Annotated in this window: 22 protein-coding genes; 13 read left to right on the top strand and 9 right to left on the bottom strand. The window is 36.8% G+C overall.

What is annotated here, in order from left to right:
• Positions 1 to 21: 21 nt before the first annotated feature.
• The gene (locus tag LF887_RS16785) at positions 22 to 1,491 is read left to right on the top strand and encodes an FAD-binding oxidoreductase (RefSeq protein WP_236855406.1); all 1,470 of its coding nucleotides are present in this window, start codon (positions 22 to 24) and stop codon (positions 1,489 to 1,491) included.
• Between the two features lie 9 nt (positions 1,492 to 1,500).
• Positions 1,501 to 2,007, top strand: coding sequence for a DUF2199 domain-containing protein (locus LF887_RS16790; RefSeq protein ID WP_236855407.1), 507 nt, complete (start codon positions 1,501 to 1,503; stop codon positions 2,005 to 2,007).
• Between the two features lie 74 nt (positions 2,008 to 2,081).
• Here the strand turns inward: LF887_RS16790 and LF887_RS16795 are convergent, their stop codons facing one another.
• Positions 2,082 to 2,612, bottom strand: coding sequence for an NAD(P)H-dependent oxidoreductase (locus LF887_RS16795; RefSeq protein ID WP_236855408.1), 531 nt, complete (start codon positions 2,610 to 2,612; stop codon positions 2,082 to 2,084).
• Between the two features lie 91 nt (positions 2,613 to 2,703).
• On the opposite strand from LF887_RS16795, the gene LF887_RS16800 reads away from it, so the two are divergent.
• A complete protein-coding gene (locus LF887_RS16800; RefSeq protein ID WP_236855409.1) occupies positions 2,704 to 3,105 on the top strand; it encodes a winged helix-turn-helix transcriptional regulator in 402 nt (133 codons plus the stop codon).
• A gap of 74 nt (positions 3,106 to 3,179) precedes the next feature.
• Here LF887_RS16800 and LF887_RS16805 read toward each other — a convergent pair whose 3' ends face one another.
• A complete protein-coding gene (locus LF887_RS16805; protein WP_236855410.1) occupies positions 3,180 to 3,740 on the bottom strand; it encodes a DNA-3-methyladenine glycosylase I in 561 nt (186 codons plus the stop codon).
• Positions 3,737 to 4,057, bottom strand: coding sequence for a MazG-like protein (locus LF887_RS16810; RefSeq protein WP_236855411.1), 321 nt, complete (start codon positions 4,055 to 4,057; stop codon positions 3,737 to 3,739). Before LF887_RS16810 ends, LF887_RS16805 begins: the two co-directional genes overlap by 4 nt.
• A 166-nt stretch (positions 4,058 to 4,223) precedes the next feature.
• On the opposite strand from LF887_RS16810, the gene LF887_RS16815 reads away from it, so the two are divergent.
• From LF887_RS16815 to LF887_RS16825, 3 genes are read left to right on the top strand one after another with little or no spacing between them, the layout of a single operon-like run.
• A complete protein-coding gene (locus LF887_RS16815) occupies positions 4,224 to 5,138 on the top strand; it encodes an alpha/beta hydrolase (RefSeq protein ID WP_236855412.1) in 915 nt (304 codons plus the stop codon).
• Between the two features lie 38 nt (positions 5,139 to 5,176).
• The gene (locus tag LF887_RS16820) at positions 5,177 to 5,533 is read left to right on the top strand and encodes a hypothetical protein (protein ID WP_236855413.1); all 357 of its coding nucleotides are present in this window, start codon (positions 5,177 to 5,179) and stop codon (positions 5,531 to 5,533) included.
• A 52-nt stretch (positions 5,534 to 5,585) separates the two neighbouring features.
• The gene (locus tag LF887_RS16825) at positions 5,586 to 6,596 is read left to right on the top strand and encodes a TQO small subunit DoxD (protein WP_236855414.1); all 1,011 of its coding nucleotides are present in this window, start codon (positions 5,586 to 5,588) and stop codon (positions 6,594 to 6,596) included.
• A 235-nt stretch (positions 6,597 to 6,831) separates the two neighbouring features.
• On the opposite strand, the gene LF887_RS16830 is transcribed toward LF887_RS16825, so the two are convergent.
• The 5 genes from LF887_RS16830 to LF887_RS16850 form a co-directional block, all read right to left on the bottom strand.
• The gene (locus LF887_RS16830; protein WP_236855415.1) at positions 6,832 to 7,428 is read right to left on the bottom strand and encodes a hypothetical protein; all 597 of its coding nucleotides are present in this window, start codon (positions 7,426 to 7,428) and stop codon (positions 6,832 to 6,834) included.
• Between the two features lie 414 nt (positions 7,429 to 7,842).
• The gene (locus LF887_RS16835; RefSeq protein ID WP_236855416.1) at positions 7,843 to 9,420 is read right to left on the bottom strand and encodes a DHA2 family efflux MFS transporter permease subunit; all 1,578 of its coding nucleotides are present in this window, start codon (positions 9,418 to 9,420) and stop codon (positions 7,843 to 7,845) included.
• A gap of 158 nt (positions 9,421 to 9,578) precedes the next feature.
• Positions 9,579 to 10,682, bottom strand: a complete 1,104-nt coding sequence (locus tag LF887_RS16840; RefSeq protein WP_236855417.1) for an HlyD family secretion protein — start codon at positions 10,680 to 10,682, stop codon at positions 9,579 to 9,581.
• 20 nt (positions 10,683 to 10,702) lie between these two features.
• The gene (locus LF887_RS16845; protein WP_236855418.1) at positions 10,703 to 12,019 is read right to left on the bottom strand and encodes a TolC family protein; all 1,317 of its coding nucleotides are present in this window, start codon (positions 12,017 to 12,019) and stop codon (positions 10,703 to 10,705) included.
• Positions 12,003 to 12,641, bottom strand: coding sequence for a TetR/AcrR family transcriptional regulator (locus tag LF887_RS16850; protein ID WP_236855419.1), 639 nt, complete (start codon positions 12,639 to 12,641; stop codon positions 12,003 to 12,005). The genes LF887_RS16845 and LF887_RS16850 overlap by 17 nt, the downstream gene beginning before the upstream one ends.
• 229 nt (positions 12,642 to 12,870) lie before the next feature.
• On the opposite strand from LF887_RS16850, the gene LF887_RS16855 reads away from it, so the two are divergent.
• Entirely contained in the window at positions 12,871 to 13,101 is a 231-nt protein-coding gene (locus LF887_RS16855) for a hypothetical protein (RefSeq protein WP_236855420.1), read from the top strand.
• 48 nt (positions 13,102 to 13,149) lie between these two features.
• Here LF887_RS16855 and LF887_RS16860 read toward each other — a convergent pair whose 3' ends face one another.
• On the bottom strand, positions 13,150 to 14,268 hold the full coding sequence (locus tag LF887_RS16860) for an ATP-binding protein (RefSeq protein ID WP_236855421.1): 1,119 nt from the start codon (positions 14,266 to 14,268) through the stop codon (positions 13,150 to 13,152).
• Between the two features lie 253 nt (positions 14,269 to 14,521).
• On the opposite strand from LF887_RS16860, the gene mdlD reads away from it, so the two are divergent.
• From mdlD to LF887_RS16890, 6 genes are all read left to right on the top strand, one after another.
• Positions 14,522 to 15,841, top strand: coding sequence for an NAD(P)-dependent benzaldehyde dehydrogenase MdlD (gene mdlD, locus LF887_RS16865; RefSeq protein ID WP_236855422.1), 1,320 nt, complete (start codon positions 14,522 to 14,524; stop codon positions 15,839 to 15,841).
• Positions 15,842 to 16,037: 196 nt separating this feature from the next.
• Complete coding sequence (locus LF887_RS16870; RefSeq protein ID WP_236855423.1) at positions 16,038 to 17,324, top strand: hypothetical protein; 1,287 nt, start codon at positions 16,038 to 16,040, stop codon at positions 17,322 to 17,324.
• A 1-nt stretch (position 17,325) separates the two neighbouring features.
• Positions 17,326 to 17,916 (top strand): LPS export ABC transporter periplasmic protein LptC, encoded by a 591-nt coding sequence (lptC, locus tag LF887_RS16875; protein ID WP_236855424.1) that lies wholly within the window; start codon positions 17,326 to 17,328, stop codon positions 17,914 to 17,916.
• 10 nt (positions 17,917 to 17,926) lie between these two features.
• The gene (locus LF887_RS16880) at positions 17,927 to 18,970 is read left to right on the top strand and encodes an anhydro-N-acetylmuramic acid kinase (protein ID WP_236855425.1); all 1,044 of its coding nucleotides are present in this window, start codon (positions 17,927 to 17,929) and stop codon (positions 18,968 to 18,970) included.
• Positions 18,971 to 19,518: 548 nt separating this feature from the next.
• Entirely contained in the window at positions 19,519 to 21,138 is a 1,620-nt protein-coding gene (locus LF887_RS16885) for a T9SS type A sorting domain-containing protein (protein ID WP_236855426.1), read from the top strand.
• 13 nt (positions 21,139 to 21,151) lie between these two features.
• A complete protein-coding gene (locus LF887_RS16890; protein WP_236855427.1) occupies positions 21,152 to 24,283 on the top strand; it encodes a hypothetical protein in 3,132 nt (1,043 codons plus the stop codon).
• Positions 24,284 to 24,289: the final 6 nt, after the last annotated feature.

Genomic DNA, 24,289 nt, shown 5'->3' on the forward strand with positions numbered 1-24,289 from the left:
ATTTTAGCTTTTTATATATCCATGAAAAAGAAACATTTTTTTATACTTGCGGTTGCAGCAATCGTCATTTTCATTTTTATTCCGATTATTCATGTCCTTAAGACAAAATGGAGTGAATCTGATTTTAAAAATGAAATTCCCAAAGGTTATACCAATGATGCCAGCCAGCTGAATTTAACCAAAATAGATACTCTTATAAAAGTACCTTCTTCCAAACCGGAAATCGAAAATCAAATTCGCCAGATCCTGAAATATGCAAAAGAAAAGAACCTGAAAATCTCCATTGCCGGAGCTCAGCACAGTATGGGCGGCCATACTATTTACCCGAATGGAATTCTTCTGAATATGCTTCCTTACAAACATATGGAACTGGATGAGAAAACCAATATTCTTACAATCGGGTCTGGAGCTCTTTGGGAAGATGCCATCAGATATCTTGATAAATACGGAAAAACTGTTTCTGTAATGCAGGCTTTCAGCTCATTCTCGGTAGGCGGCTCTATTAGTGTGAACGGACACGGATGGCAGAAAAACCTTCCTCCTATTTCTTCAAGTGTGGTATCTTTTACCTTAATGGACGAAAGTGGAAAGATTATCAATTGCAGCCGGGAAGAAAATCCTGAGCTTTTTAAGCTCGTTATTGGCGGATACGGACTTTTCGGAGTGATTCTCGATATTCGTTTAAAAGTGGTTGACAACACTGCACTTCAATATAAGTATGTGCGTTTAAGTGCCGATCATTATACGGATTATTATAAAAAATTTATCTCCGAAAACCCAAATGTCAATCTGGTTTTTGGAAGGTTAAGAATTTCCGACAAACATTTTCTTGAGGAAGCTACCATTAATTATTTTGAAAAAGTAAATGAAAAACCGCTGCCACTTCCTCTTCAAAATGCTAAAAATGCAGAAACCAAACGCCTTGTTTTCAGAAGTACTGTAAACAGCGAATACGGAAAAAGGCTAAGATGGGATCTGGAAACCGGAATGAATAAGATGACCAAAAATGCAGTCTATTCCAGAAACGAGCTTCTGAATGACCACGTATCCCTTATTGAAAACAAAGATCCCAATTCTACAGATCTTCTTCAGGAATATTTTATTCCGGAAAGAAACTTCAATCAGTTTATTAAAGACATTAAACCCATTCTGAGAAATTCCGGGATGGACCTGCTTAACATAACCATTCGTGCGGTGAACAAAGATGAAGACAGCTATATGAACTATGCCAGAGAAAATGTATTTGGTTTTGTATTTTTATTCAATCAGAAGAAAACGGTAAAGCAGGAAGATGCCATGAGATTACTCACCAATCATCTGGTAGATATGGCTATAAAAAATGAAGGTACTTTTTATCTTCCCTACCGTCTTCATATCGGAAAAGATAAAATGAGAAAGGTATATCCCCAAGCTGAATCTTTTTTTGAGCTGAAAAGAAAATATGATCCTGCTGAGCTTTTTGATAATAAATTCTATCAACATTATAAATAAAATACAGCTATGAAATACATCTGTGAATGCTGCGGGGAAGAAAAAGAAGACTGGCCGGCGCTGGCCTACAATTCTCCTTACTATTACACCTGCTTATCAGAAGAGGAACAGAAAAACAATGAGCTGACTTCTGATCTTTGTGTGGTTGAAGAAACTGAGCATACTCATCGGTTTGTGAGAGCCGTTCTGATACAGGAAGTTGTTGATGACTGCCGGGATCTTGATTATGGTATCTGGGTTTCGCTAAGTGAGAAAAGCTTCAACGAATATGTAGAAAATTATGACAATAAAGAATTTGAAGCTGAATATTTCGGATGGCTTTCCACGTATCTTCCGGATTACGATTTCCCGGAAAGTATACCGACAACTGTTGTGGTAAATAATACTATTGGCCGTCCGTTTGTCTTTCCTCATCAGGATTATGAGCATCCCTTTGTACACGATTTTTATAATGGGATTACAAAAGAAGAAGCCGAAAAAAGGATTAATTGGGTCTTAAATGCAGAAAAAAATTAAAAAGATATAGCTGCTGAAAGAATAAATGAGTTGGAGTATCGAAAATTCAATACTCCAACTCTTTTTTCATATCATCACAAAGTATCCAGGAACTCAAGATACATCGGAACACTTTTTTCAATCCACTCATCAGAAGAATCTCTTTCAATTCCGTAGTAGACGAAAGGCTCTTTATAGTCTGCTTTTATATAATCGAAGGTCAGTTCATAAGGCCGGAACAGTTCTTTCATTGTGTATTTATATTCTCCGGAAGCGCTGTAGCCCTCTTCGTCAATTCCGGCTGTAACCGCCAGAGACATTTTCTTTCCTGCCAGTTTGAAACCACTGCCGCTGCCATACGCCCAGCCATACAGCACAACCTCATCCAGCCATTGCTTCAAAAGCGGCGGACTGCTGAACCAGTAAAAAGGAAACTGGAATACAATATTGTCATAAGATTCCATTAGTTTTTGCTCTTCTGCTACGTTGATTTTCCCATCTGGATAGACTTTATAGAGCTGATGAACAGTGTATTTTTCAGGATTTTTTTGCAGTTCTTTAATCCATCTTTTATTGATAACAGATTTTTCAATTCCAGGGTGTGTAACAATAATTAACGTCTTCATTATGTTTAAATTTCTGATGCAAAATTACTGCATGTAACTTACATTTCGTACATTAGCTACCAATTGTATGGTACTATAAAAAATGTAAGTAATGACTAAAATAAAGCAAACATCCACCAATTTTGCCAATAAAAAAGCCCTTGCTGATGAATGTCCTGAGATCTATGCTTCCAATATTATCGGAGGGCAATGGGCTCTGGCTATCTGCTGTTATCTGATCAACGGAAAGATGAGGTTTGGTGAACTGAAGAAAAAACTCAATAACATTACAGAGCGAATGCTGACCCTTCAGCTTCGAAGACTGGAGGAAGATAAAATTATTACCCGAACAGTCTATGCAGAAGTTCCGCCACGCGTAGAATATGAGCTTACAGAAATCGGTTATAAACTGGGTCCTATTATTCTGGAATTTGAAAAATGGGGAAAAGAACATAAAGAACTTATAAAAGAGACTTCAGAGAATCCCCAAAGAATTGAGATTTCTACGGAATGATAAAATATACGAATTAGTCAGGTAGTCCGATTATCATTCCGCAGAAATTTAAAATTATATATTGATCAGTTTTTCTATTTGTTTTCTATAGTATTCCATAATGGATTACTTTCCAATACCTTAAAGTAAATAGGACAAGTTTCGGAATGACACCCTTTCAGGTATCCGGTACTCATCAGAAATTCATTTACAATCTCTCCTCCTGTAAATTTGAATGTTTTTTTAAAAAGCTTCATCCATTCCTGTAATGTTTTAGGATGATGACGTTCCAGCCATTTTTCGAATGAACCGAATTCTTTTTGCAGCTCAATGATGGTTTTGGCATTTTCTATGGCAGCATTTACTTTTAGCTTATTTCTGATAATTCCGCTATCGCTCAGAAGCCTTTCGCGGTCTTCTTCTGTATACGCTGCTATTTTATGGATATCAAAATTGTCATAGGCTTTTCGAAAGCTTTCTTCTTTTTTTAAAATGGTTTCCCAGCTTAATCCTGCCTGATTAATTTCAAGAATCAGTCTTCCAAACAATTCATTATCATCATGAATCGGAAATCCATAATAATTGTCGTGGTAATTTTTGTGCAGTTCTCTTCTGCTTTCAGGCTGCATTCCTTCTATAGCTAAGCAATAACTCATGGAAATAGGTTTTCTGTTTTGGTTAAGAATTTTTCCAGGGCTTCTTTCATATCAATTCCTGTTCGGTCTGCCAGGACAATCAGCCACCAGATATTTTCTGCTAATTTATGTTCAAGTTCTTCTGCCGAATCTTTTTTCAGCCATGTTTTCTGATGTGACATTACATTTCTTCCTACCAATCCGGCATCGGTAAGATAAGCAAGTGCATCTTCTTCCAGCGTCCACTCTTTTCCGTTACTTTTTATTTCAAGTTGATGATACTCGTCTCTTATCTGTAAAGATCGTTTGATAATCTCTTCAAAATTATTGGTGTCCATATTGTAATTTCTGTTTTAAAAACTTTCAGAGCATAAAGATAAGGTACGGTTTTGACAACTGTTAGTCAGCAGTGTTTTTAATCTTTAAAATTTAACATTAATTAAGTAAGACGATAGTTCTCTTATTTATAATAATCATTAGTTTTGAAAACTCAAAACTAAGATCATGAAATTTTTTACAGCTTTTCTATTTTCCATATTCTCCATTTTTTGTCAGGCACAGACCATTTATTCCAAAGCGTATGGGAATTCTCAGAATCCTCCGGTGATTTTTATCCATGGCGGTCCAAGTGGGAATGCTACTTTATTTGAGGGAACAACGGCATCCAAACTAGCTGAAAAAGGTTTCTATGTGATCGTTTATGACCGTCGTGGTGAAGGCCGCTCAAAAGATGAGAATGCTACCATGACCTTTAAAGAAAGTTTTGCAGATCTGAATCAGCTTTATATCAAGTATAAAATCAAAAAGGCCCATATTATTGCCCATAGCTTTGGAGGGATCATAGGTACTTTATTTACCCGTCAGTTTCCAAAGAAAGTAAGCTCATTAACTCTTGCGGGAGCTTTATTTACTCAGCAGGAAACCTATGATCATATTTTAAAAGAAGCAAAAATATACTTCAAAAATGATCCTGCCCAGCTAAAAGAAATTTCAGAAATAGAAAGGCTGGATAAAAACACTGCAGCTTACAGAAAGAGATGTTATGAAATTGCAGGTAAAATGAATTTCTTCAAGATGCCCTCTCCTACTCCCGAAAGTGAAAATTTAAGGGAAGAATATGAGGCTGGTGAATTTTATAAAAACAATATCAGAAATCCTGATTCGCCAGCCAAATTTTATCAGAATGAACCTCTGAACAATCTTGATAATACTGCTGTTTTAAAGGAGATTAAAAGAAAAGGAGTGCCTATCTTCTGTATTTATGGCAAAAATGACGGAATATTCTCCGAAAAACAATTGAATGACCTTAAAAATATAGTTGGAAAAGGTAATTTTAAGCTTATAGATAACTGTTCACATTACTTATTTGTAGATCAGCAGGATGAATTTTTTAAATTTATAAAGCTTACATTAAAATAAAGTGTAGTTTTGTAATAATGTCAAAATCAGGACTCCATATGAAAACCTATAAAGCTGTCGTCACGATGCTAATATTGGCGTTTTCATTATCACCATGTTCTCTGAAAAGGGATGTTCTTGATATTTTTGACATTCAGTACATCAGTGGCCTGAATAAAGTAAAAGCAACCTCTGCGTTTTCCTTTGGCTGCGATGCGGCTTCTGCTTCCTCCAGCATTTCTGTGTCAAAAGCTGGAGTTCAACACAGATACAAAGGGGATTTCTCACAATTTAATTCTGCTGCAGAAAACACCGGAGAAGAGAAGATTTTATTCAATGATTATTCAGGGCATTCCACGGGAAACAGTCCTCCGAAATATATTCTGTTTAAAAGACTGAAAGTAAGCCTGGTTTAATTTTTTTTAAATCAGATTAAAATCAGTTTTTTACAATACAATATTAATTTCAATGAAACATAGCATGAACAGCCAGTCTTCTGACCTGGCCGGATTATATACTTTATCCCTCCGCATGGTTATCGGATGGACCTACTTTTCAGCTTTCTGGCGCAGACTTATACTTGAAAACAAACTTATTCCCGATGAAAAGGGATATATCGGAGAAAAATTCAATCATTTTTTACCTAATGCATTAGGAATTAAACCCATCATCGAATATCTGGTTACGCACCCGGATACTTTACAGCAGTCGATGATGATGTTCACTATTATTGAAGCAGTCGTAGGACTTCTTATTATTCTTGGGTTGCTTACCCGCCTGATGAGTATCGGGATTTTCAGTCTTGCTTTGGGAATTTTATTAGGTTCCGGCTGGCTGGGGACAACCTGCGTAGATGAATGGCAGATAGGTGTTCTTGGGATTGCAGGAGGTTTTGTTTTGTTTCTTACAGGGAGCGGACCTTATTCTCTTGATTACTATTTCATGAAAAAAAACAGGAGTTTCACTCAAACAAAATGGTTTCAATGGATGGGGTCAGGAAGTTTACCTGTTTCAAATCCTAAAGGTCTTGTTTTGGCAGGTTCATTTATCATATTCGGACTTACTCTGTATACCAATCAATATTTCCATGGAGGGGTATGGGGAACCCTTCATAATAAGTCTGTAAAACCAAAGCTGGAAATTTCAAATATCTCGCATAACAATTCGGATTTAACATTTGAAGTTTATAGGACTGAAGGGGCAGACGTTTATGGTTCTTTTTTAATAGGAATTCAAATTCTGGATAAAGATGGAAATATAGTAAAGGAACTTTTTCAAAAGGACCTTTCAAAACTCTCTGAAGAAAATATAAGAAATCACTACGTTGCCAAAGTAAAGCCCGGCAAACACAGCCTGGTAATTCCACTGGGAGCTAAAGCCGATGTGACAATCAGTATTGATGATATTATTCTGAAAAGTGAAATTCACTCGATAAAACTGATTGATATCAGTGGTATTGAGTGGATAGAGAAAATTTGATAGAATTGAAAGTTGAAAGTTGTCATTGGATAATTGAAAGTGGATAATTAAATGGTTGATAATAGGTAATGAAAGACTGATTGGAGATCATCTGCATTTTAAATTTCGGATGGAGCCATTTGGATGAGATATTCATAATAAAAGCGGACTAAAGTCCGCTCCTGTTGATGGGTGATAATGCGATTTAAAGTGTATCGCTTCAAGTTTTAAATTTTCAGCTCTTCAATTTCAATTTTCAACTTTTCGAAACGGTAATCTCGTAAATACACGAGCTGTCCGTATCAAGTTTCAGCACCTTTGCATCAATAAAAACATCCAGTCCCATGGTATCGCAAACTCCATGGATAAAAGGTTTTATAACCGGCCATTTCAACTGGTCTGCAATCTGCAGACTATGTGTAATTCTATGATACCGGTCAAATCCTTTGATCAGTAGTTTGCCTCTGTGGTCATTTAATTCTTTAAATTCAAAATTATATTCGGGACTGGATGTAAAAATAGCTCCTATCAGTATTTTTGCAACTGCCGGGATTCCGGGCTTCAGATCTGGTTTTGCTTTCAGTATTCTCATGCCCATTCCTGATCCAAGATCATACATAAAAGCACTGGAAAGCTGCTCAATAGCTTCATCTCCATAAAGCTTTCCTGCCTGCTTAAGCATACCTCCATAAAAAGCTCCTGTAATATCTGAAAGACGCTGGGTAAGTTCAGTAAAAGTTCCCGGAAAGAAATCTGAAATAATCTGGTTCTGATTCATTTCAGGCAGATATACATCATGTTTTCTGAAATCGGATAATGCCACATAGGTTTCCGGTAGTTGTATTGGATTCATATTTAATATTTTGTAAGGTTTTCATAGTCATGGTTAGGATCAGTAATATAAATGAATAAAGGCTTATGGCTCTTTCTTCGGAAACTGAGAATTTTTCCTTCACATAAAATAAAGGGATAATGAGCACAAAGTGCTGTATACTAAAATCTATGTTCACACAAGAATCAAAAAATCTATTCTGGCTGTGCCTTTTGAAAAGGACGTCTGAGGGAGAGGAAGTCTATTCATATTTTTTCATTTGGTACTGTAAAGCTATAAAAAATAATAAACTCTCCAATAAGTGATATTATTTTTATTGTAAGAAATCGGTCTGAAATTTAAAATAAACAACTTGGCTTCTAATACTTTATAGAAATCCACTATACCCACCCATAAAAAAACCTTCGGAAATTCCGAAGGTTTTTAATTAAAAATTTAGTGCATGGCTTCACTTAAATCTATTTTTTCTTTACTCTTTCTTTCTTTAATAAATAAGATAAACGGTATACAGATTAAGAATGCAACTCCTAAATACAGGAAAACATCCATATAGGAAAGTACCGTTGCCTGTTTGGTGACCGTAAGATCCAGCATTTTATAGGCGGCATTCATGGCAGCATCGGGAGTCATCCCTTTAGCCATAAAACTTGCTTTCAATGCATTTAATCTCTGCTGGACATCAAAATCGTTGGAGTCCAGATGGGAGATCAGGTTAACCCTGTATTTCTGGCTGGCATTCGCAATAAAGGTTGTAATTGCTGCGATCCCAAAAGATCCTCCCAACTGTCTCATCATTCCCGTAAATGCGGCTCCCTGGCCAATTTCCTGACCTTTCAAGGTGCTTAGCGATAAGGATGTGATTGGAATAAACAGCAATCCTAATCCGGCTCCTCTTACCATCAACATCCAGAAAAAGGCCTCTTTACTGGTATCCGGAGTCAGAATTTTATATCCCCAGAAACTATAAACAAAGAATGTAAACAGTCCTAAAGAAACCAAAATCTGCTGTTTCACTCCTTTGGAAAGGAGCTTACCAATAATAGGCATCATAAAGGCGGTTGTCAACGCAGCTGGAATCATCAATGCTCCTGATTCCAAAGCTGTCCATCCCAAAATACTCTGGGTATATAAAGGAACTATAAATGTAGACCCATACAGACCAAATCCTAATACAAAGGACATTGCGGTTCCGATCCGTAAATTTCCGTTCTTTAAAACCCTCAGCTCTACAATAGGGTACTTGAATGTAAGCTCCCTCCAGAGAAATAATATAAATCCTAATACTGCTGCTACTGTAAATGTCACAATCATTCCACTGGCAAACCAGTCTTCTTCATGTCCTCTTTCCAGAATAAACTGTAATGATCCCACCGTAATTGCCAATAAAGCAATTCCTAACCAGTCTACATCTGATACCTTACGTTTTTCAGCATATTTTGGACTTTTTATAAACTGTAGTGTCATCAAAGTCGCTGCAATCCCGATTGGAATATTAATATAGAAAATATATGGCCAGCTATAATTATCGACAATATACCCTCCAAGAGGCGGACCTAAAGTAGGGCCGATAATTACTCCCAAACCATAAATCGCCTGGGCCATACTTCTTTTTTCAATCGGATAGGATTCTGTAATGATTGTTTGCGAAGTTACCAATAAGGCTCCCCCTCCAATTCCCTGGCATAATCTGAAAAATACCAGTTCCCAAATATTATCTGCGTTACCACATAAGAATGAAAATACAGTAAAAATGATAATAGAAGCTGCAAAGTAATTTCTACGCCCAAACTGCTGGGAAAGCCAGCTCGTCATTGGTACTATAATTACGTTACCAATGGCATAAGCCGTAATTACCCATCCCACTTCGGAAAGTGTAGAGCCCAGATTCCCCTTCATCTCGTTCAGGGCAACGTTCACAATCGTGGAATCCACAATTTCCAGCAGAGCACAAAGAATCGCTGTGATCGTGATGATCACTCTTCGGGCTCCATATTCTACTAATGAATCTTGCATAATTTTTTGTACAATGTATTGATGTAAAAATTTTGTAAAATGTACAATGTAATGTAAAATGTATCAATAATTTAAATTCTGATAAAACCAATTTCTTTGAAAGAGTTACCAGATTACTTAAATCATTCTTGAATACATATTACGCCAATACATGAATACTATTTCAAAGCAACCTCTGCCTTCACGTTCATTCCTGTTCTCAGTTTTTTTGCAATATCTTTATCAAGGTTTACAAAATCTATTTTTACAGGAAGTCTCTGAACTACTTTTACAAAGTTACCACTCGCGTTATCCGGAGGAAGAATAGAGAATGTAGAACCTGTAGCCGGAGAAAACGAACTTACTACTCCTTCAAATTCTTTATCAGGGAATGCATCAATTTCAATTTTCACTTTTTGTCCTTCTACCATTTTATGAACCTGAGTTTCTTTAAAGTTAGCAACTACCCATTTCTGGTCGTCCTTAACTAAAGAAAACAACTGTGATCCAGCTTGTAAATATTGTCCGGCCTGGATAGGAACTTTCCCAACGAATCCGTCTTCAGATGCCAATATTACAGTATATGATAAATTCAATTTAGCATTTTCTACATCTACTTCTCTTTGCTTAGCTACAGAACCTGCAACACTGATTTGCTGAGAGCTTGCAGCTGTTTGAGATGATGCAATAGTAGTTTGCTGAGCAATTTGATTTCTTTGGTCAACTAAAACCTGTAATTGCTTGTCAGCTGTTTGTTTTGCCGCTAAAGCCTGCTCATATTGCTGTTCTGTAATAGAGTGGTCTTTCACAAGGTTTGCATATCTTTTTAAATCCTGAGTTGTTTTCCAGACATTTACTTTTGCAGCCTCTATTTGAGCGTTGGCAGTTACTACCGCAGCCTCAGAAGAGCTTATATTTTTTGAAGTAGCAGTGGTAGAAGCCTCTGCATTTGAAATATTACTTTTAGCTGTAGACAAAGCTGCCTGAGCTTGTTCAAGTGCCATTTTCTGGTCTCTGTTATCTAAAACAACCAAAGTATCTCCTTTCTTCACAAACTGATTGTCTTTTACTTTAACCTGAGTTATATATCCTGAAATTTTAGAAATAACAGGTGACATATTTGAAGCGATTTGAGCATCATCAGTCTCTTCGTGATATTGTCCGTAAGAGTAAGCTCTATAACCGTAGATTCCTCCACCGATTAAAACAACCGCCAAAATTATTGGAAAGACTAAACTTTTTTTCTTTTTAGGTTCAGCCGCTTGTGTATTATTGTTTTCCATTGTTGGTATCGTTCTTAAGTTTATTTAAATGTTAAAGTTCCTGTTGTCTGTAATAATTTTCTGTAGGCCAATGCAGCATCTGCCTTTGCATTAATCACACCAACATTTGCTGCAATCTGAGCTGCGTCTGCATCCAATAATTCTGTCATGGTAGCAAGACCATTGTCGTATTTGTTTTTTGTAATTCTGAAATTTTCATTAGCCTGCTCCGCTGTCTTTTCAAAAACAGAAATTCTCTTTCTGGAGTAATCTGTATTCTGATATTCTCTGTTGACATCCAGTTTAATGTTATCATTCAGCAATTCATCTGTAGCTGCCAATTGTTTTTCTCTGGCCTGTGATTGTCTCAATGATGAGTTTTCTTTCCAGATATTGGATAAGTTGTAAGAAATACCTACTCCTAAATTCACAGCGTTGTAAACAGTAAGAAATTTAGGAATGTCTGCTGCTACATATCCTCCGGTAAAAGCTATTGAGGGAAGATTTTCTGCTTTTGCTGCTTTTGTTCCCAATTCTGCAGCTTTTCTTTGCTGAACTAGGGCCTGTAAATCCTTACGATTTTCTCTGGCCTCGTTCACATAAAAGCTTACAGGTTTTACGTCTGAACCTTCTTCAATATAATTCTGATCAACTTCCAGTTCTGTAGTTTCAGGCAGCCCTAATAATAAGTCCATATTGATATTGGCGATATTATAGTTGTTTTTAGCTTCCAGTAACTGAAGTTCAATATTCGAGGTCTGAAGGTTGGCCTTTAATCTGTCATTTCTTGCGATCAATCCATTATTTTCCATTTTCAGAAATGTTTCATCCCTTTTTTGAGAAGCTGACAGATTTTCTTCAAAAACTTTGATAGACTGATTGGCTTTAAACAGATTATTATAAGCCTGGGCAACGTTATAAGCTATAGCTACTTTATCGTTTTCCGTACTCAATTTTGAAGCTTCCACTAAATATTTAGCAGACTGAATACCATATTTGATTCTTCCACCACTATAAATCGGAACGCTAAGGTTCGCCGAACCATAAGCTACCTGATGAATATCCGGACCTCCTGCTCCCCCGGAAAGTCCTGCGAGTTTGATATCAACATTTGGTTTTATGGGAAGATACATATAGCTCCCAGAGACTTTCAATTCCGGAAGCTGTTTGTTTTTGGCTTCCAGAAGATCAGCCGTAGCCTCTTCGATCTTGGCCGCGTCGATCTTAAGATTCTTGCTGTTCTGGATTCCCAGCTGCACAGCTTCATCAAGAGAAAGTGTCTTTTTCTCCTGAGCATTTGCATTTGCTATTCCTACGAATAGTGATAATGCAATCACTGAGTTATTTATTCTCTTCATAACCTAAAAGGTCTTTTAGTAAATATTTTATATGTTTATTAAGTTCTGTATAGTATGTCTCGTCAAAAACGCTCTCTTCTTCAGTATCATTAAGGAATTCTTTATACATCTCTTTAGCGTTGAATGCATAAAATAAAGTTCCGCTCACCGTTGAATGAAGCAGATAAATGGGAGGATTTTTCGTGAAAACTCCATTTTTGAGACCACTTTCCAATATTTGCGAATACATAGAAAGAAATCCCATTTTGGTCTGCTTCAAAAACTCTACAATCTGAGGATTTTTAGTGTGCAGCTGTTCTCTCTGCATAATCCTGTAAAAACATTTTTGAGTTCTTATCTTGTGAGAAAACTGATCTATTACCCTTTCCATCTTTTGCCATTCGTTCATATCAGTTCTTTCTAAAATATCTTTTGAAAAAAACTGTCCTTCATTCATTCTGTACTCCACTAGTTTCTCATAAAGTTTTTCTTTAGAACCGAAATAATACGAGATCATAGAAATATTTACATGTGCTGCCTTGGCTATTTCCCGGGTAGAAGTTCCTTCGAACCCCTTTTCAGCAAAAAGCTTTTCGGCGGCGAATAATATATTTTCTTCTTTTGAAATCATGTCATTACTCATTTTTCAGGGCGCAAATTTACACAAGTTTTCATTCAAATCAAACGATTGATTGGTTTTTTAATATAGATTTAATTTATGGTAAATAAGAGACGCTTTCTATAAGCTGGTAACGATAGTACAATCAAATATGAATTTACGAAAAAAAACATTAGCTATTTTAATGTTTTTTTAAATTTTCGTTAATAAATCAAAAAGCATTATATTGAGTCACTGTTAAAGAATTAAAATTATGAAAAAAATAATCTCAATTTTAGCTGTAGGTTTATTTGCATTCGGGTATGCTCAGGAGAAGCCTAAAGAAGGAGGCTGCTGTGCCGGCAAAGACAAAAAAGAATGTGCTGTAAAAGATAAAAAGGCAAGTGCTCAGTCACAGCATAAAGACTGTAATATGAAGTCGAAAACAGCTGAAAATGCTCCTGAAAAAGATAAAAAAGCGGCAAAAGTAAAAAAGACAGCTTAACAGCCGAAATAAAAAATAAAACTCCGATCGTCTGACCGGAGTTTTGTTTTATGTATTTTTATGAATATGTCTTGATAATTTTATCCCAAGGTCTGTCCATACAATTTTAGGATTTCCATTTCTTGTTAAGTGCAGATCAGCACTATTGATTTCTTCCAGAATGCTTTCAATATTGGCCCCACTGATAAATTTTGAAAACCCACTCCAGTTGAATCCGTTGACATCAATCTTTTTGTATACCAGGTTTTCCGACTGATAATTTTGAAGGAGTGCCAATCTGAAAATCTCAGAACAATAGTTCAAAAAGTTTTTCTGTTTTTCCCGGTTCCATCCTGCTATTTCCCTTGCCCAAAAAATAATACTTTTAAGGTAGGCAGGCTTCTTCTTTACCATAAATGCATCTCTAACCCATTGCACAAATAACTGCTCAAACTCACTGGTTTTGTCTCCTGAGTTCAGTAGTTTCAGTGCATCATTCAGGTTTCCCTGAGCTTCATGCACAATCTCTCTGACTTTTTCTTCGGCAACAGAATGACTTTGTTTGAGATACTTTTCAAGGTCTTCGTCATCAATTCTCGGAACTTCCACTACCTGTGTTCTGGAAAGAATGGTAGGAAGTATATCATTTGTACTTTCAGCTGTAAGGAGAATAACTGTCTTTGCAGGTGGTTCCTCCAGAAATTTCAAAAACTTATTTGAGGCTGAAATATTCATTTTATCTGCTCTCCAGACAATGAGAATCTTAGTTCCTCCCTCAAAACTTTTTAATGAAAACTTCTGGTTCTGATCATCAATCTCATCGGCAGAAATAAAGAGCTGCTTATTTTCAGATTCCAGAAAAGCCGCCCAGTCATCATAGCTCGCATAAGGAGACTCCATGATCATGTCTCTGAATTCATCAAATTTATTTTTGCTTAAAGAATTTTTATGGTCTGTAAAAACGGGAAAGCTGAAATGCAGGTCCAAGTGATTAAGATGCTCCACCTTCGCAGCAGCATGTTCATTTTCCTTTCTGAAAATCTCCTTTGCATAAGCCAAAACCATAGGTAATGTTCCATATCCTTCTTTTCCTACGAAAAGCTGGGCATGGCTCACTCTGTTTTCAGCAATGCTTTCTCTAAGAAGTTTCTTTAGATTATTCTGTCCTGCGATATTCTCCCAATTCATGCTTCAAAGATAAAAAATCTTATTTCAATTTATAAAATTAAGTCTGGTTAAAATGCATAAAACTGCATATTCCACTTTCCCAGACATTGCAATACCTTTTATATTATAGAAAATATTAATAATCTTATTAGAATAAAATGTAAAATTAAATTTTACACAATTTAATTTTAAACAATAAATTTGTGATAGAAAATTTAAGCGTAAATTACCGTTAGAATTTCATCAAGTTTCAAATTTTAAAATCAATAAACAAATGGACAAAGAATTAGAGCATAAAATAAAAGGAATATTCCAGCAGCAGAAAGCTTTTTTCAAAACCAATCAGACAAAAGATATTGAATTCCGTAAGGCAGCCCTAAGAAAGTTTCGTGAAGTTTTTTTAGCTCATACGGATGATCTTTGTGAAGCCTTATCTATTGATTTGGGGAAAAGCAGAAAAGAGGCAGAGTACGTGGAAATCCAGATTGTCATCAGTGAACTGGATTATTTGCTGGAAAACATTGATGAATGGGCAAAGCCTACTCCTGTACCTTCAAAACCACATCCATCTGGAGCTGAAGTTGTGAGCAGGGTGACTTATCAGCCTTATGGAGTCAATTATATTATTGGTCCCTTCAACTATCCCGTTCAGCTGACCTTCAGTCCCCTTATCGGAGCTTTGATTGCCGGAAATACAGCCATCATAAAACCATCCGAAAATACCCCTCATGTGGCCAAAGTTCTTGAAAATATTGTAAAAGGGTCTTTTGACGAGTCTTATGTAGCAGTCATTCAGGGAGCGATTGAGGAAAACACATTATTACTGAGCCTTCCCTTTGATTATATTTTCTTTACAGGAAGCCCAAATGTTGGAAAGATTGTCATGAAAGCTGCTGCTGAGCAACTGATTCCTCTGACTTTAGAACTGGGAGGTAAATCCCCGACAATTGTTCATAAAGATGCAGACCTGGATAAGGCTGTGGAAAGAATATCCTACGGAAAATGGATCAATTGCGGACAAACGTGTGTTGCTCCTGACTATCTTTACATTCACGAATCTATAAAAGATGCTTTCATTGAGAAGTTTAAAGCTCATTTAAATACTATTTATGAGGGGCAGTCTTTAGGAAAAATCGGAAAAATTGTAAGTCAGAACCAGATTAAACACCTTGCAGGTTATCTGGAAGCAGCCCCTGAAAAAGTAGTTTATGGAGGGGGATATGATCTTGAGACCCGACATTTCGAGGCTACTTTAATGGATAATGTAACCTGGGATGATCAGGTTATGCAGCAGGAAATTTTCGGGCCCATCCTCCCTATTATGACATTTGATGATATTGATGAAGCTTTGGAAGAGATCAATAACCGTCCAAAACCATTAGCACTGTATGTTTTTACAGAAAATCAGGAATTTGCTGATCAGGTTTTAAACCATACTACAAGCGGAGATGCTGAAATCAATAGTACAATCATTCATGTAGGTTCACATTTTCTACCTTTTGGAGGAGTAGGAACTTCGGGAATGGGGAAATATCATGGAAAATTCAGTTTTGAAAGTTTCAGCCACAGCCGTTCTGTACTTCAGGTAAAATAATAATGGGCGTCTGCCTTTATCAAAAAGACTGTTCTATGCCGTAGACAGTCTTTTTTTATATAATAAAATTGATATTCTAATGGGTGAAAAATTGCATTTTTCGTTTAAAGAACGGCCCTTAACAAACTTTAACCACATATAATTTTTACAATTCATTAATATTTAAGATATTTGCGCATTGTTTTAAAAATAAAGAATGAAAAAAATCTTTGTAGTATCATTCATATCAGCTGGATACTTCCTGAATGCACAGAGTCTAAGCAACTCTCCTTATGCAGCATATGGAATTGGAGATGTAAAATATGATAATACGATCGAAACTGCTTCCATGGGAGGTATATCAACTGCTTTTATAAGTGATTTTACCAGTAGTTTCAATTTTGCCAACCCGGCAAACAATGCCAATTTTGAACTTACGAGTATCAAACTGGAAGCTACCAATGAAAACAATTATTTCAAATCGAATTTCAACGATACGAAATCTACAAAGCATTCTACGTATCTTTCCAATATATCTCTGGCATTTCCTATCTCTTCAAAAGTGAAAATGGGAATTTCTTATCAGCCTTACAGTTCTAAAAGTTATGATATTGTAACTCAACAAACAACGGCAGAGGGAAGTCCTCTTTCTCAAAACAGCTTTAAAGGAAGCGGTACTGTAAACATTGCACAGGTGGCTGTTGCTTATAAGATCAATCAGGAATTCTCGGTAGGAGCAAAAGCGAATCTCTATTTTGGTGATCTTAGTGATCTTAATGAGTTTACTGCATATGGGAGTGAATATGTGAATGGATATCAAACGACAAACAGAATCAGAAACTTTAACTTTACATTAGGTACAAGTTATCAGACTATAAATACACGTACTGATAAAAAACTGACCATAGGTGCTACAGCTACTTTTGGAAATACTAGTAATACAACTACTGATTATACCAACAGTACATACAGGTATGCAGATGCAAAAGCCGGTACTAAAATGGATGAAAGTATCTTGGATCAACAAAGTGTAAGTTCTAAAAATCTTATTCCGTTTCAAGCTTCTTTAGGGGTAGGATATGGAAGTGAAAACCATTGGTTCTTATCAGGACAGCTTGATTATAAAAAAGGAGAAGATATCGCCTATTTCGGTAAATCTTTTGATTTTCAGGATACTTACAGAGTTTCTGCCGGTGGATGGTACCTTCCTAACTACAATAACTTCAGAAACTACTTCTCAAGAGTAATCTACAGATATGGAGCTTTCTATGAAAGAGGAAATCTTAAACTAGATGGTAACAGTATCAATAAATTCGGTATCACTGCCGGAGTAATGCTTCCATTCAAAAACAGCAGTATTACAAGAATGAGCGGGCTTGAATTAGGATTAGAAATCGGTAAAAGAGGAACGCTTAGTGATAACCTGATCAACCAGAATTATATCAACCTGAAAATCGGATTCAATTTTGCTGATAAATGGTTCAGAAAGAGTCTTTATAACTAGAATGAATTTTTCAAAAAAAATATCATATAAAAATATAGCATGCCTTTTTAGTTGTGCTATATTTTTTATATTGACATCCTGTGAAGAAGACCTTACGAAAAACAAAGGTAATCAGAGTAAAAACTTTCCATCACAGGTGATCAATAATGCCAATATTGTACAACGTGATTCCGGGTTTGTGATATTAAAGGCAAAAGCTCCCATTATAGAAAAATATGAGTTGATCGACAGTCCTTATACTGTGGCCAGAAAAGGAATTGACATTGAGTTTTTTGATAAGAAAAAGCCCAAAATTCCGGGAACGATTAAAGCTAAATATGCTAAATTTTTTGACTATAAGCAATTTTATGAAGCTAAAGGCAATGTTAGGATCACTACAAATGAGGGTCAGAAATTTGCTATGCAGAGTATTTATTGGGATCAGAGAAAAAAAAGAATCTATACCAAGGATACGGTTTATGTTACTATGGAAGATGGCTCTACGCTGGTAGGCGCCAGTGGTATGACTGCCAAGGATGATTTTTCTGAATACACCTTTTATAATAATTCAGGAGATTTCAGTTCAAAAAGAATTTCCGAAAATAAAAAATAAATCTGTTATAATGAAATCGCTGGCTATTGGATTGATGTCCGGAACAAGTCTGGACGGTTTGGATATCTGCCTGGCTGAATTTGAAAAACAGAAACAATGGACTTTTCAGATTCTAAAAGCAGAAACCCTTCCCTATTCTCCTGATTGGGAAAACAGACTCCGTACTGCTATTGATCTTTCAGCAGATGATTTATTGGAACTGAATTCAGACTATGGATTCTATCTTGGCCAGCAGGTTAAAGAATTTATCAGAAAATATAAGCTTGAAAATATTGATGTAATAGCATCTCATGGCCATACGGTTTTCCATCAGCCTCAAAGAAAATTCACACTGCAGGTTGGAGATGGACGGGCCATAAAACTAGAGACCAATCTCCCCGTTATCTATGATTTCAGAAGTCAGGATGTCCTTATGAGAGGAAATGGAGCTCCATTGGTTCCTATAGGTGATGAATTACTCTTTTCCGAATATTCTGCATGCCTTAATTTGGGAGGATTTTCTAATATTTCTTTGTCATCCAATGGTAAAAGAATTGCCTTTGACATAGCTCCTGTCAATATTGTACTGAATGAATTCGCACAACAGCTGGGTAAAAGTTTTGACGAAAATGGAGAGCTGGCAAGAAAGGGAAAAGTAGATAAAGAGGTGCTTAACCAAATGGATTCATTAGATTTCTATAAACAGTCTCACCCAAAATCTTTGGGAGCAGAATGGTGTCATCAATATATTTATCCAATACTCAAGGATACAGAAACTACAGATGCGCTCGCTACTTTTACAGAACATGCTGCACAGCAGATTTCGAATGTCATTAATAAAAATAATATAAAAGACATCCTGATCACCGGAGGAGGCGCTTACAACTCTTTTCTGATTGAAAAAATAAGAACAAAAACAAAAGCTGAAGTGATCCTTCCCGAAAAAGAGATCATTGACCACAAAGAAGCTTTGATTTTTGCTTTCATGGGGGTTTTAAAGATGAATAATGAGATCAATGTTCTATCTTCAGCAACAGGAAGTATAACTGATCATTGTTCCGGTGTAATCGCTTAGATGAACTCTTCAATGTATTTCGTTTATTAGTTTCCATAAAAAAATATCCAGTACTTCAGCTATAAAATCCGAGCAAGGTATGATACTTCTATACCTTTTACAACTGATCTCACAAAAATCAACAACCGTATAGCTAAAACACCTCATTCAGCTAATTACCAAATGGTTAACAAGAAGAAAAATATTATTTTATTATTATAATTTTCTTCTTTCGGTTTATTTTATCAACCAATTTTACTCCAATCTTACGAAAAGGGCATTTAAATAAAATTAATGCAATTTAATTCTACATTAAGTGATTAGATATGTAATTTTGTCTTTAAGAATTAACAAATTGATGCTGCCTATTTCATTATAAAACGACGTAATTTGTCGCTTTACAGTCATAGATTTGTACATCAAAGATCAGCGATTGGTGAAAATATAATATCCAGTCTGGTGATAAAATTCACATTAAATCCCATTAATATGATCTTAAAATATATTAAAAAAATGTTAAATCTGCATAATTTTATTAACTAATTACTAACTCAAAAAATAACACGGGAATGAAAAAAATCTACCTCGGTGCATTTACCTTATGCAGTATTCTGGGATCAGCCCAGGAAATTTTATGGCAGAAAAATATAAAATCCTCAACGCAGGATTTTCTGAGCCAGGTGACTACTACCATTGACGGTCAGTATCTGATCAGCGGAAGTTCTATTCAAAGCAATAAGCTTCAGGCTTCAGGCGGCAAACAAAATAATGGTTACGATTTTAGATTAGTCAAATTAAATCAGAATGGAGAAGGGGTGTGGGAGAAATATTTCTCCGGAACCAATCATGATTATCTGTCTGCAACAGTCGCTACGCAGGAAGGAGGATTCGTTGTCACAGGGACTTCGCATTCAGGAAAAGGTCTTGACAAAAAAGAAGATTCTAAAGGAAATTCAGACATTTGGTTAATCAGAATCAATGAATTTGGAGACGAGATTTGGCAGAAAACATTAGGTACTGCTGCTGACGAAGAAGCCAGAGCGGTTATTCAAACCACGGACTTAGGATTCGTAGTCGCCGGAAATGTTCAGAATTCTTCCAAAGGCTACGGTTCTAAAGATGTCCTGATCATCAGGCTCGACAAAGACGGAAAAGAACTGTCCCAATTAATCTGGGGCGGAAAAGGACTTGATGAAGTTGAAAAAATGATTCCAACGAAAGACGGCGGAGCCTTACTCGGAATTTATTCCAGAAGTTCAGCGGTACAAGGTAAGACATCTCCCATAAAAGATGCCCAAAATACATCCGACACCCGACACCTGACTATTGTACAAAAACAAAGTGACAATTTCGGTGAAGGAGATTATACCGTCCTTAAAATAGATAAAAACGGAAAAATTGAGTGGGAAAAAAACTTTGGTGGAAAAGGTGATGATCACATCAGAACGCTTGCTTTGACTTCCACAGGATACATTATCGGAGGTGAATCCAGATCGGAAATATCAGGAAACAAATCGGTAGGCATTGAAGAGGGTACTGACCTGTGGTTGATTTTTTTAAACGAGAGAGGAGAAGAACAGTCGCAGAAATCTTACAATTTTGGGAACCGTGATCTCTTAATGGGAATGAGTGTCATTCAGAGTCAAGATTCAAGAGCCAGGAACCAGGACCTAACTAAAGGATTGCTTATAGGGGGATATACGCAGGCTGAAGGAAGAATAGAAGAAAATGACGAGACTTTCTGGATTTTATACCTTGATCATAATGGGAATGAACAATGGAGAAAATATGTAAAAGGAGAATCCAGACAGAAAGAAGAGAGACTTTCAGATCTGAAACTGAACAGAGACGGCTCTATTATTCTGGCAGGAACCAGTGCTGAGGAACTGGGCAAAGAAAACTGGAAGATTGTAAAACTGGGAGACAAAAAGGTTGATCAGCTAATGGAGAAATTTGATATCAAGATCTATCCGAATCCGGTATCCGATTATGCTTATATAGAAATAGGATTCGACTTTAAAGAGGCTGATATTATGCTGTATGATATGAGCGGAAGGCAGCTTCAGAGCTTGAAAACAAAGAATAAAGTAACCAAGATTAACACGCAGGCTCTTGTTCAGGGCGCTTATCTGGTGACGATAAAAACGGATACTAATAAAACGGCGAATGCGAAGCTGATTAAGAAATAAAAAACCAATAATAATGAAGAAAGTAATGATACCCATTGGCATACTGCTGATGATTGGAACTGTACATGCACAGCAGGAATCACCCAAAATGGTTCCCAGAGTTATAATACCCAATCTTGATGCCAATGCCCTAGGGGTATTTGGCAAGCAATCCGTAAATCTGTCCACAGGGACTCCAAGTATAGGGGTGTTGCTTCACGCCATTCGTGTGGGGGATATGGAACTGCCGATCAAGCTGCAGTATGATGCCTCCGGAATTAAGGTTGGGCAAATGGCTACCTCCGTAGGGTTGGGCTGGTCAATTAATAACACTGGAGTATTGACCCAGGAAGTTAAAGACAAGATAGATGGACAATCCACCAATATTATTCAGCAGTACATCAATACGCCTACCTATGATGGAAGAAATGCCATTCTATACAATCATCAGCATCTTACCCAACCCTATACAGGGGATGATCTGGAAACAGACAGCTATACCATTAACTATTTTGGGAATACGATTCCGTTTTTCTACAACTACAATAGCAATACGTACATTCCCCAGCAAAAGGACGATACGAAGATTAGTAAAGAAGCCAATACATGGAAGGTGACCCTCAACGAGGGGACAGAATTTAATTTTGATCAGCAGTATTCGAGTAAATCCGTGTCTTCCACTAAAATTATCAAGCAACCTCCGTCAACACAACAAGCGAATAGCTCCCCCAATATCAATGATTCATGGTACCTTACAGGAATAACCAGCAGGGGCCAGGCAGCCACCCTTAGATACCTGGACTCTTCCAGTATTTATGTTTCCAGGGGAGACGAAACAAATGATGCCCTATCCCTTATAAGAAGTACGGAAAACTTTAAGGTAATAAAGGAAATTACCACGCCTTTTGAAAAGGTAGCATTTGAATACGGTGCTGAAAGGGAGGATCTAATCAGTAAAACCGGCAAGGCTGATCTTTTGAAGTTCATCAAGGTATATGACAATAATGGAAAGCTTGTGAAGCAGTTTCAGCTGGTCTATGACTACTACAATGAAGCACAGTCATTGCCCTCGTATGTCTCCATTGTCTCAAATGCTGCAAATATTTATAAAAATAAAAGACTAAGACTCAGGGCGGTGAAAAGACTGAATATTCAAACGGGCAATTACGAAAATTATTACTCATTTGACTATAATTCAGATACATTACCCAACAGGTTCTCTGCCTCACAAGATATATGGGGATATTATAACAATGAAAATAATGGGGATTATATGTTTTCCAATATTGATAAGAAAAAGCTCACAGTCAATCCACAGTATGCTTCCACCGGATTATTAACAAGGGTCACCTACCCAACAGGAGGTTTTTCAGAATATACCTATGAAAGCAATGTGGCAGATCGTCCTGCTAATTACAACTTAATGATGCCCTCAGCCATCGATGGAATTCCCAAGGCAATACGTCTTAACAGGATGCCCATGCATTATAAGGGAAATGGCAAATATGAGATTCCATTTATCGTAGATGGACCAATAGTTGGAAATTCCTTTGATGCGCAGGTTAAGATTAGCAATTGTCCAGGGACAGTATACTCAACCACCTGTAACTATAAGGTTATGATAGATGGTAGTTGGCTTAATCCTGGTACAGCAACCTTTAATGCAAATTCTTTAACGATTGGGAACCACATGCTTACCGCAAAATCAAATGGGCATACAGAAGACCCTGATAACGTGGAGGTACCCTATTTCTTTTCCGTTGGAATGCAGTGGCAGGAAAAGCAATCGGATACTGCTCCTATAGTGATAGGAGGCCAGAGGGTGAAAAAAATCACCTCGAAGGATAATACCAACACCTATACCCAGGAATTTGCCTATGTTAATGAAGATGGAACGGCATCCGGAACTATACTGACACTTCCATTTGTGGCTACTACGAATAACTTTGGCATCGTCTACTCTCAGGGATCCAATCCACTGTCCAAGCTAAAAGGACAAAATCTGGTGTACAGAAGAGTAGAAAGAATGGAAAAGGATGCATCCGGCCTGCCCAATGGGAAAACGGTTCAGTATTTCACAAAGCCTATTGCCAACAATAACTTTAATAAAATACCTTTTCCTCCGCCTGATGATAAGGCCCATACCTATGGACAGCTTAATAAGGAAGAGTTTTTTGAATTCAAGAATGGGATCTTCAAGAAAATTGAAGAGAGTAATTATTTTTATAATTATCCTGAAAAATGTATGTCTGATAACCCGACTGGTAACTGTAATACAATCCTCAAGGGACTGTCCTATAGTGACATTGTCAATATAACTAATACAAGCAATATAATGGATTACCTTAACCTTAACTGGGGACTTTATTCCCTGGAGGCATCGCCATATAAGCTGCTTAGAAAGACATCCACCAAATATCTTGACAATGGAGCATTGGTTACCAAGGAGGAGCTGGACTATACTTCGTCCGTCCATAATAACCTTACCAAAAGTGTCACCACCTTTCCGGACAAGACCATTCAGGAGACAGGCTACCAATATGCCCATGAGCAGAACAATGCCGATATGATAGCCGCCAACATGATTGGTATTCCGCTTCAGACGGAGGTAAAGGAAAATGGAAAGGTGATTTCCAAGGCAAGAAGCATCTATGGAAGGAATGCCCAGACCAGCAATTTGGTGCTTCCTGTATTGGAGCAAAAATTTGATTCGGACAATATGGCTTCCGCACTAAATGTAGTAAGCTATGACCAGTATGATGCCACTGGAAATATCCTGCAGTATACCATAAGGGGAAGTATTCCGACGGCCATTATCTGGGGCTATAATCAGACCCAACCTATTGCGAGAATAGAAGGCGCGAAACTATTAGACATTCAGCAGTCATTAATCGATGCTATTGTTACAGCTTCCAATATAGATGCTTCAGCTACTGCAAATAACGATGAGACTCCACTATTAAATGCATTAAAGACATTTAGGGATAATCTGCCTGCTTATCAGATCACTACTTATACCTATGATCCATTAGTAGGAGTAAGAACCATTACATCTCCTTCCGGAATCAGAGAAAACTATATCTATGATTCTGCCAATCGACTGGAAAAAGTAACCGATATGGACGGCAAGATCCTGAAGGAAATAAAGTACAACTATAAAAACTAAGAACTG

Origin of the sequence: Chryseobacterium sp. MEBOG06, from assembly GCF_021869765.1 — a bacterium.
In the GTDB taxonomy this organism is placed as follows: Bacteria; Bacteroidota; Bacteroidia; order Flavobacteriales; family Weeksellaceae; genus Chryseobacterium.

What these genes read in the sequence shown, in the direction of transcription:
- lptC (WP_236855424.1), top strand. Translation starts at nt 17,326, where the DNA reads ATGAATTTTTCAAAAAAAATATCATATAAAAATATAGCATGCCTTTTT.
- LF887_RS16835 (WP_236855416.1), bottom strand. Translation starts at nt 9,420, where the DNA reads ATGCAAGATTCATTAGTAGAATATGGAGCCCGAAGAGTGATCATCACG.
- LF887_RS16870 (WP_236855423.1), top strand. Translation starts at nt 16,038, where the DNA reads ATGAAAAAAATCTTTGTAGTATCATTCATATCAGCTGGATACTTCCTG.
- LF887_RS16860 (WP_236855421.1), bottom strand. Translation starts at nt 14,268, where the DNA reads ATGAATTGGGAGAATATCGCAGGACAGAATAATCTAAAGAAACTTCTT.
- LF887_RS16800 (WP_236855409.1), top strand. Translation starts at nt 2,704, where the DNA reads ATGACTAAAATAAAGCAAACATCCACCAATTTTGCCAATAAAAAAGCC.
- LF887_RS16815 (WP_236855412.1), top strand. Translation starts at nt 4,224, where the DNA reads ATGAAATTTTTTACAGCTTTTCTATTTTCCATATTCTCCATTTTTTGT.
- LF887_RS16885 (WP_236855426.1), top strand. Translation starts at nt 19,519, where the DNA reads ATGAAAAAAATCTACCTCGGTGCATTTACCTTATGCAGTATTCTGGGA.
- LF887_RS16890 (WP_236855427.1), top strand. Translation starts at nt 21,152, where the DNA reads ATGAAGAAAGTAATGATACCCATTGGCATACTGCTGATGATTGGAACT.
- LF887_RS16850 (WP_236855419.1), bottom strand. Translation starts at nt 12,641, where the DNA reads ATGAGTAATGACATGATTTCAAAAGAAGAAAATATATTATTCGCCGCC.
- LF887_RS16790 (WP_236855407.1), top strand. Translation starts at nt 1,501, where the DNA reads ATGAAATACATCTGTGAATGCTGCGGGGAAGAAAAAGAAGACTGGCCG.
- LF887_RS16880 (WP_236855425.1), top strand. Translation starts at nt 17,927, where the DNA reads ATGAAATCGCTGGCTATTGGATTGATGTCCGGAACAAGTCTGGACGGT.
- LF887_RS16785 (WP_236855406.1), top strand. Translation starts at nt 22, where the DNA reads ATGAAAAAGAAACATTTTTTTATACTTGCGGTTGCAGCAATCGTCATT.
- LF887_RS16830 (WP_236855415.1), bottom strand. Translation starts at nt 7,428, where the DNA reads ATGAATCCAATACAACTACCGGAAACCTATGTGGCATTATCCGATTTC.
- LF887_RS16840 (WP_236855417.1), bottom strand. Translation starts at nt 10,682, where the DNA reads ATGGAAAACAATAATACACAAGCGGCTGAACCTAAAAAGAAAAAAAGT.
- LF887_RS16810 (WP_236855411.1), bottom strand. Translation starts at nt 4,057, where the DNA reads ATGGACACCAATAATTTTGAAGAGATTATCAAACGATCTTTACAGATA.
- LF887_RS16845 (WP_236855418.1), bottom strand. Translation starts at nt 12,019, where the DNA reads ATGAAGAGAATAAATAACTCAGTGATTGCATTATCACTATTCGTAGGA.
- LF887_RS16825 (WP_236855414.1), top strand. Translation starts at nt 5,586, where the DNA reads ATGAAACATAGCATGAACAGCCAGTCTTCTGACCTGGCCGGATTATAT.
- LF887_RS16855 (WP_236855420.1), top strand. Translation starts at nt 12,871, where the DNA reads ATGAAAAAAATAATCTCAATTTTAGCTGTAGGTTTATTTGCATTCGGG.
- LF887_RS16805 (WP_236855410.1), bottom strand. Translation starts at nt 3,740, where the DNA reads ATGAGTTATTGCTTAGCTATAGAAGGAATGCAGCCTGAAAGCAGAAGA.
- LF887_RS16795 (WP_236855408.1), bottom strand. Translation starts at nt 2,612, where the DNA reads ATGAAGACGTTAATTATTGTTACACACCCTGGAATTGAAAAATCTGTT.
- LF887_RS16820 (WP_236855413.1), top strand. Translation starts at nt 5,177, where the DNA reads ATGAAAACCTATAAAGCTGTCGTCACGATGCTAATATTGGCGTTTTCA.
- mdlD (WP_236855422.1), top strand. Translation starts at nt 14,522, where the DNA reads ATGGACAAAGAATTAGAGCATAAAATAAAAGGAATATTCCAGCAGCAG.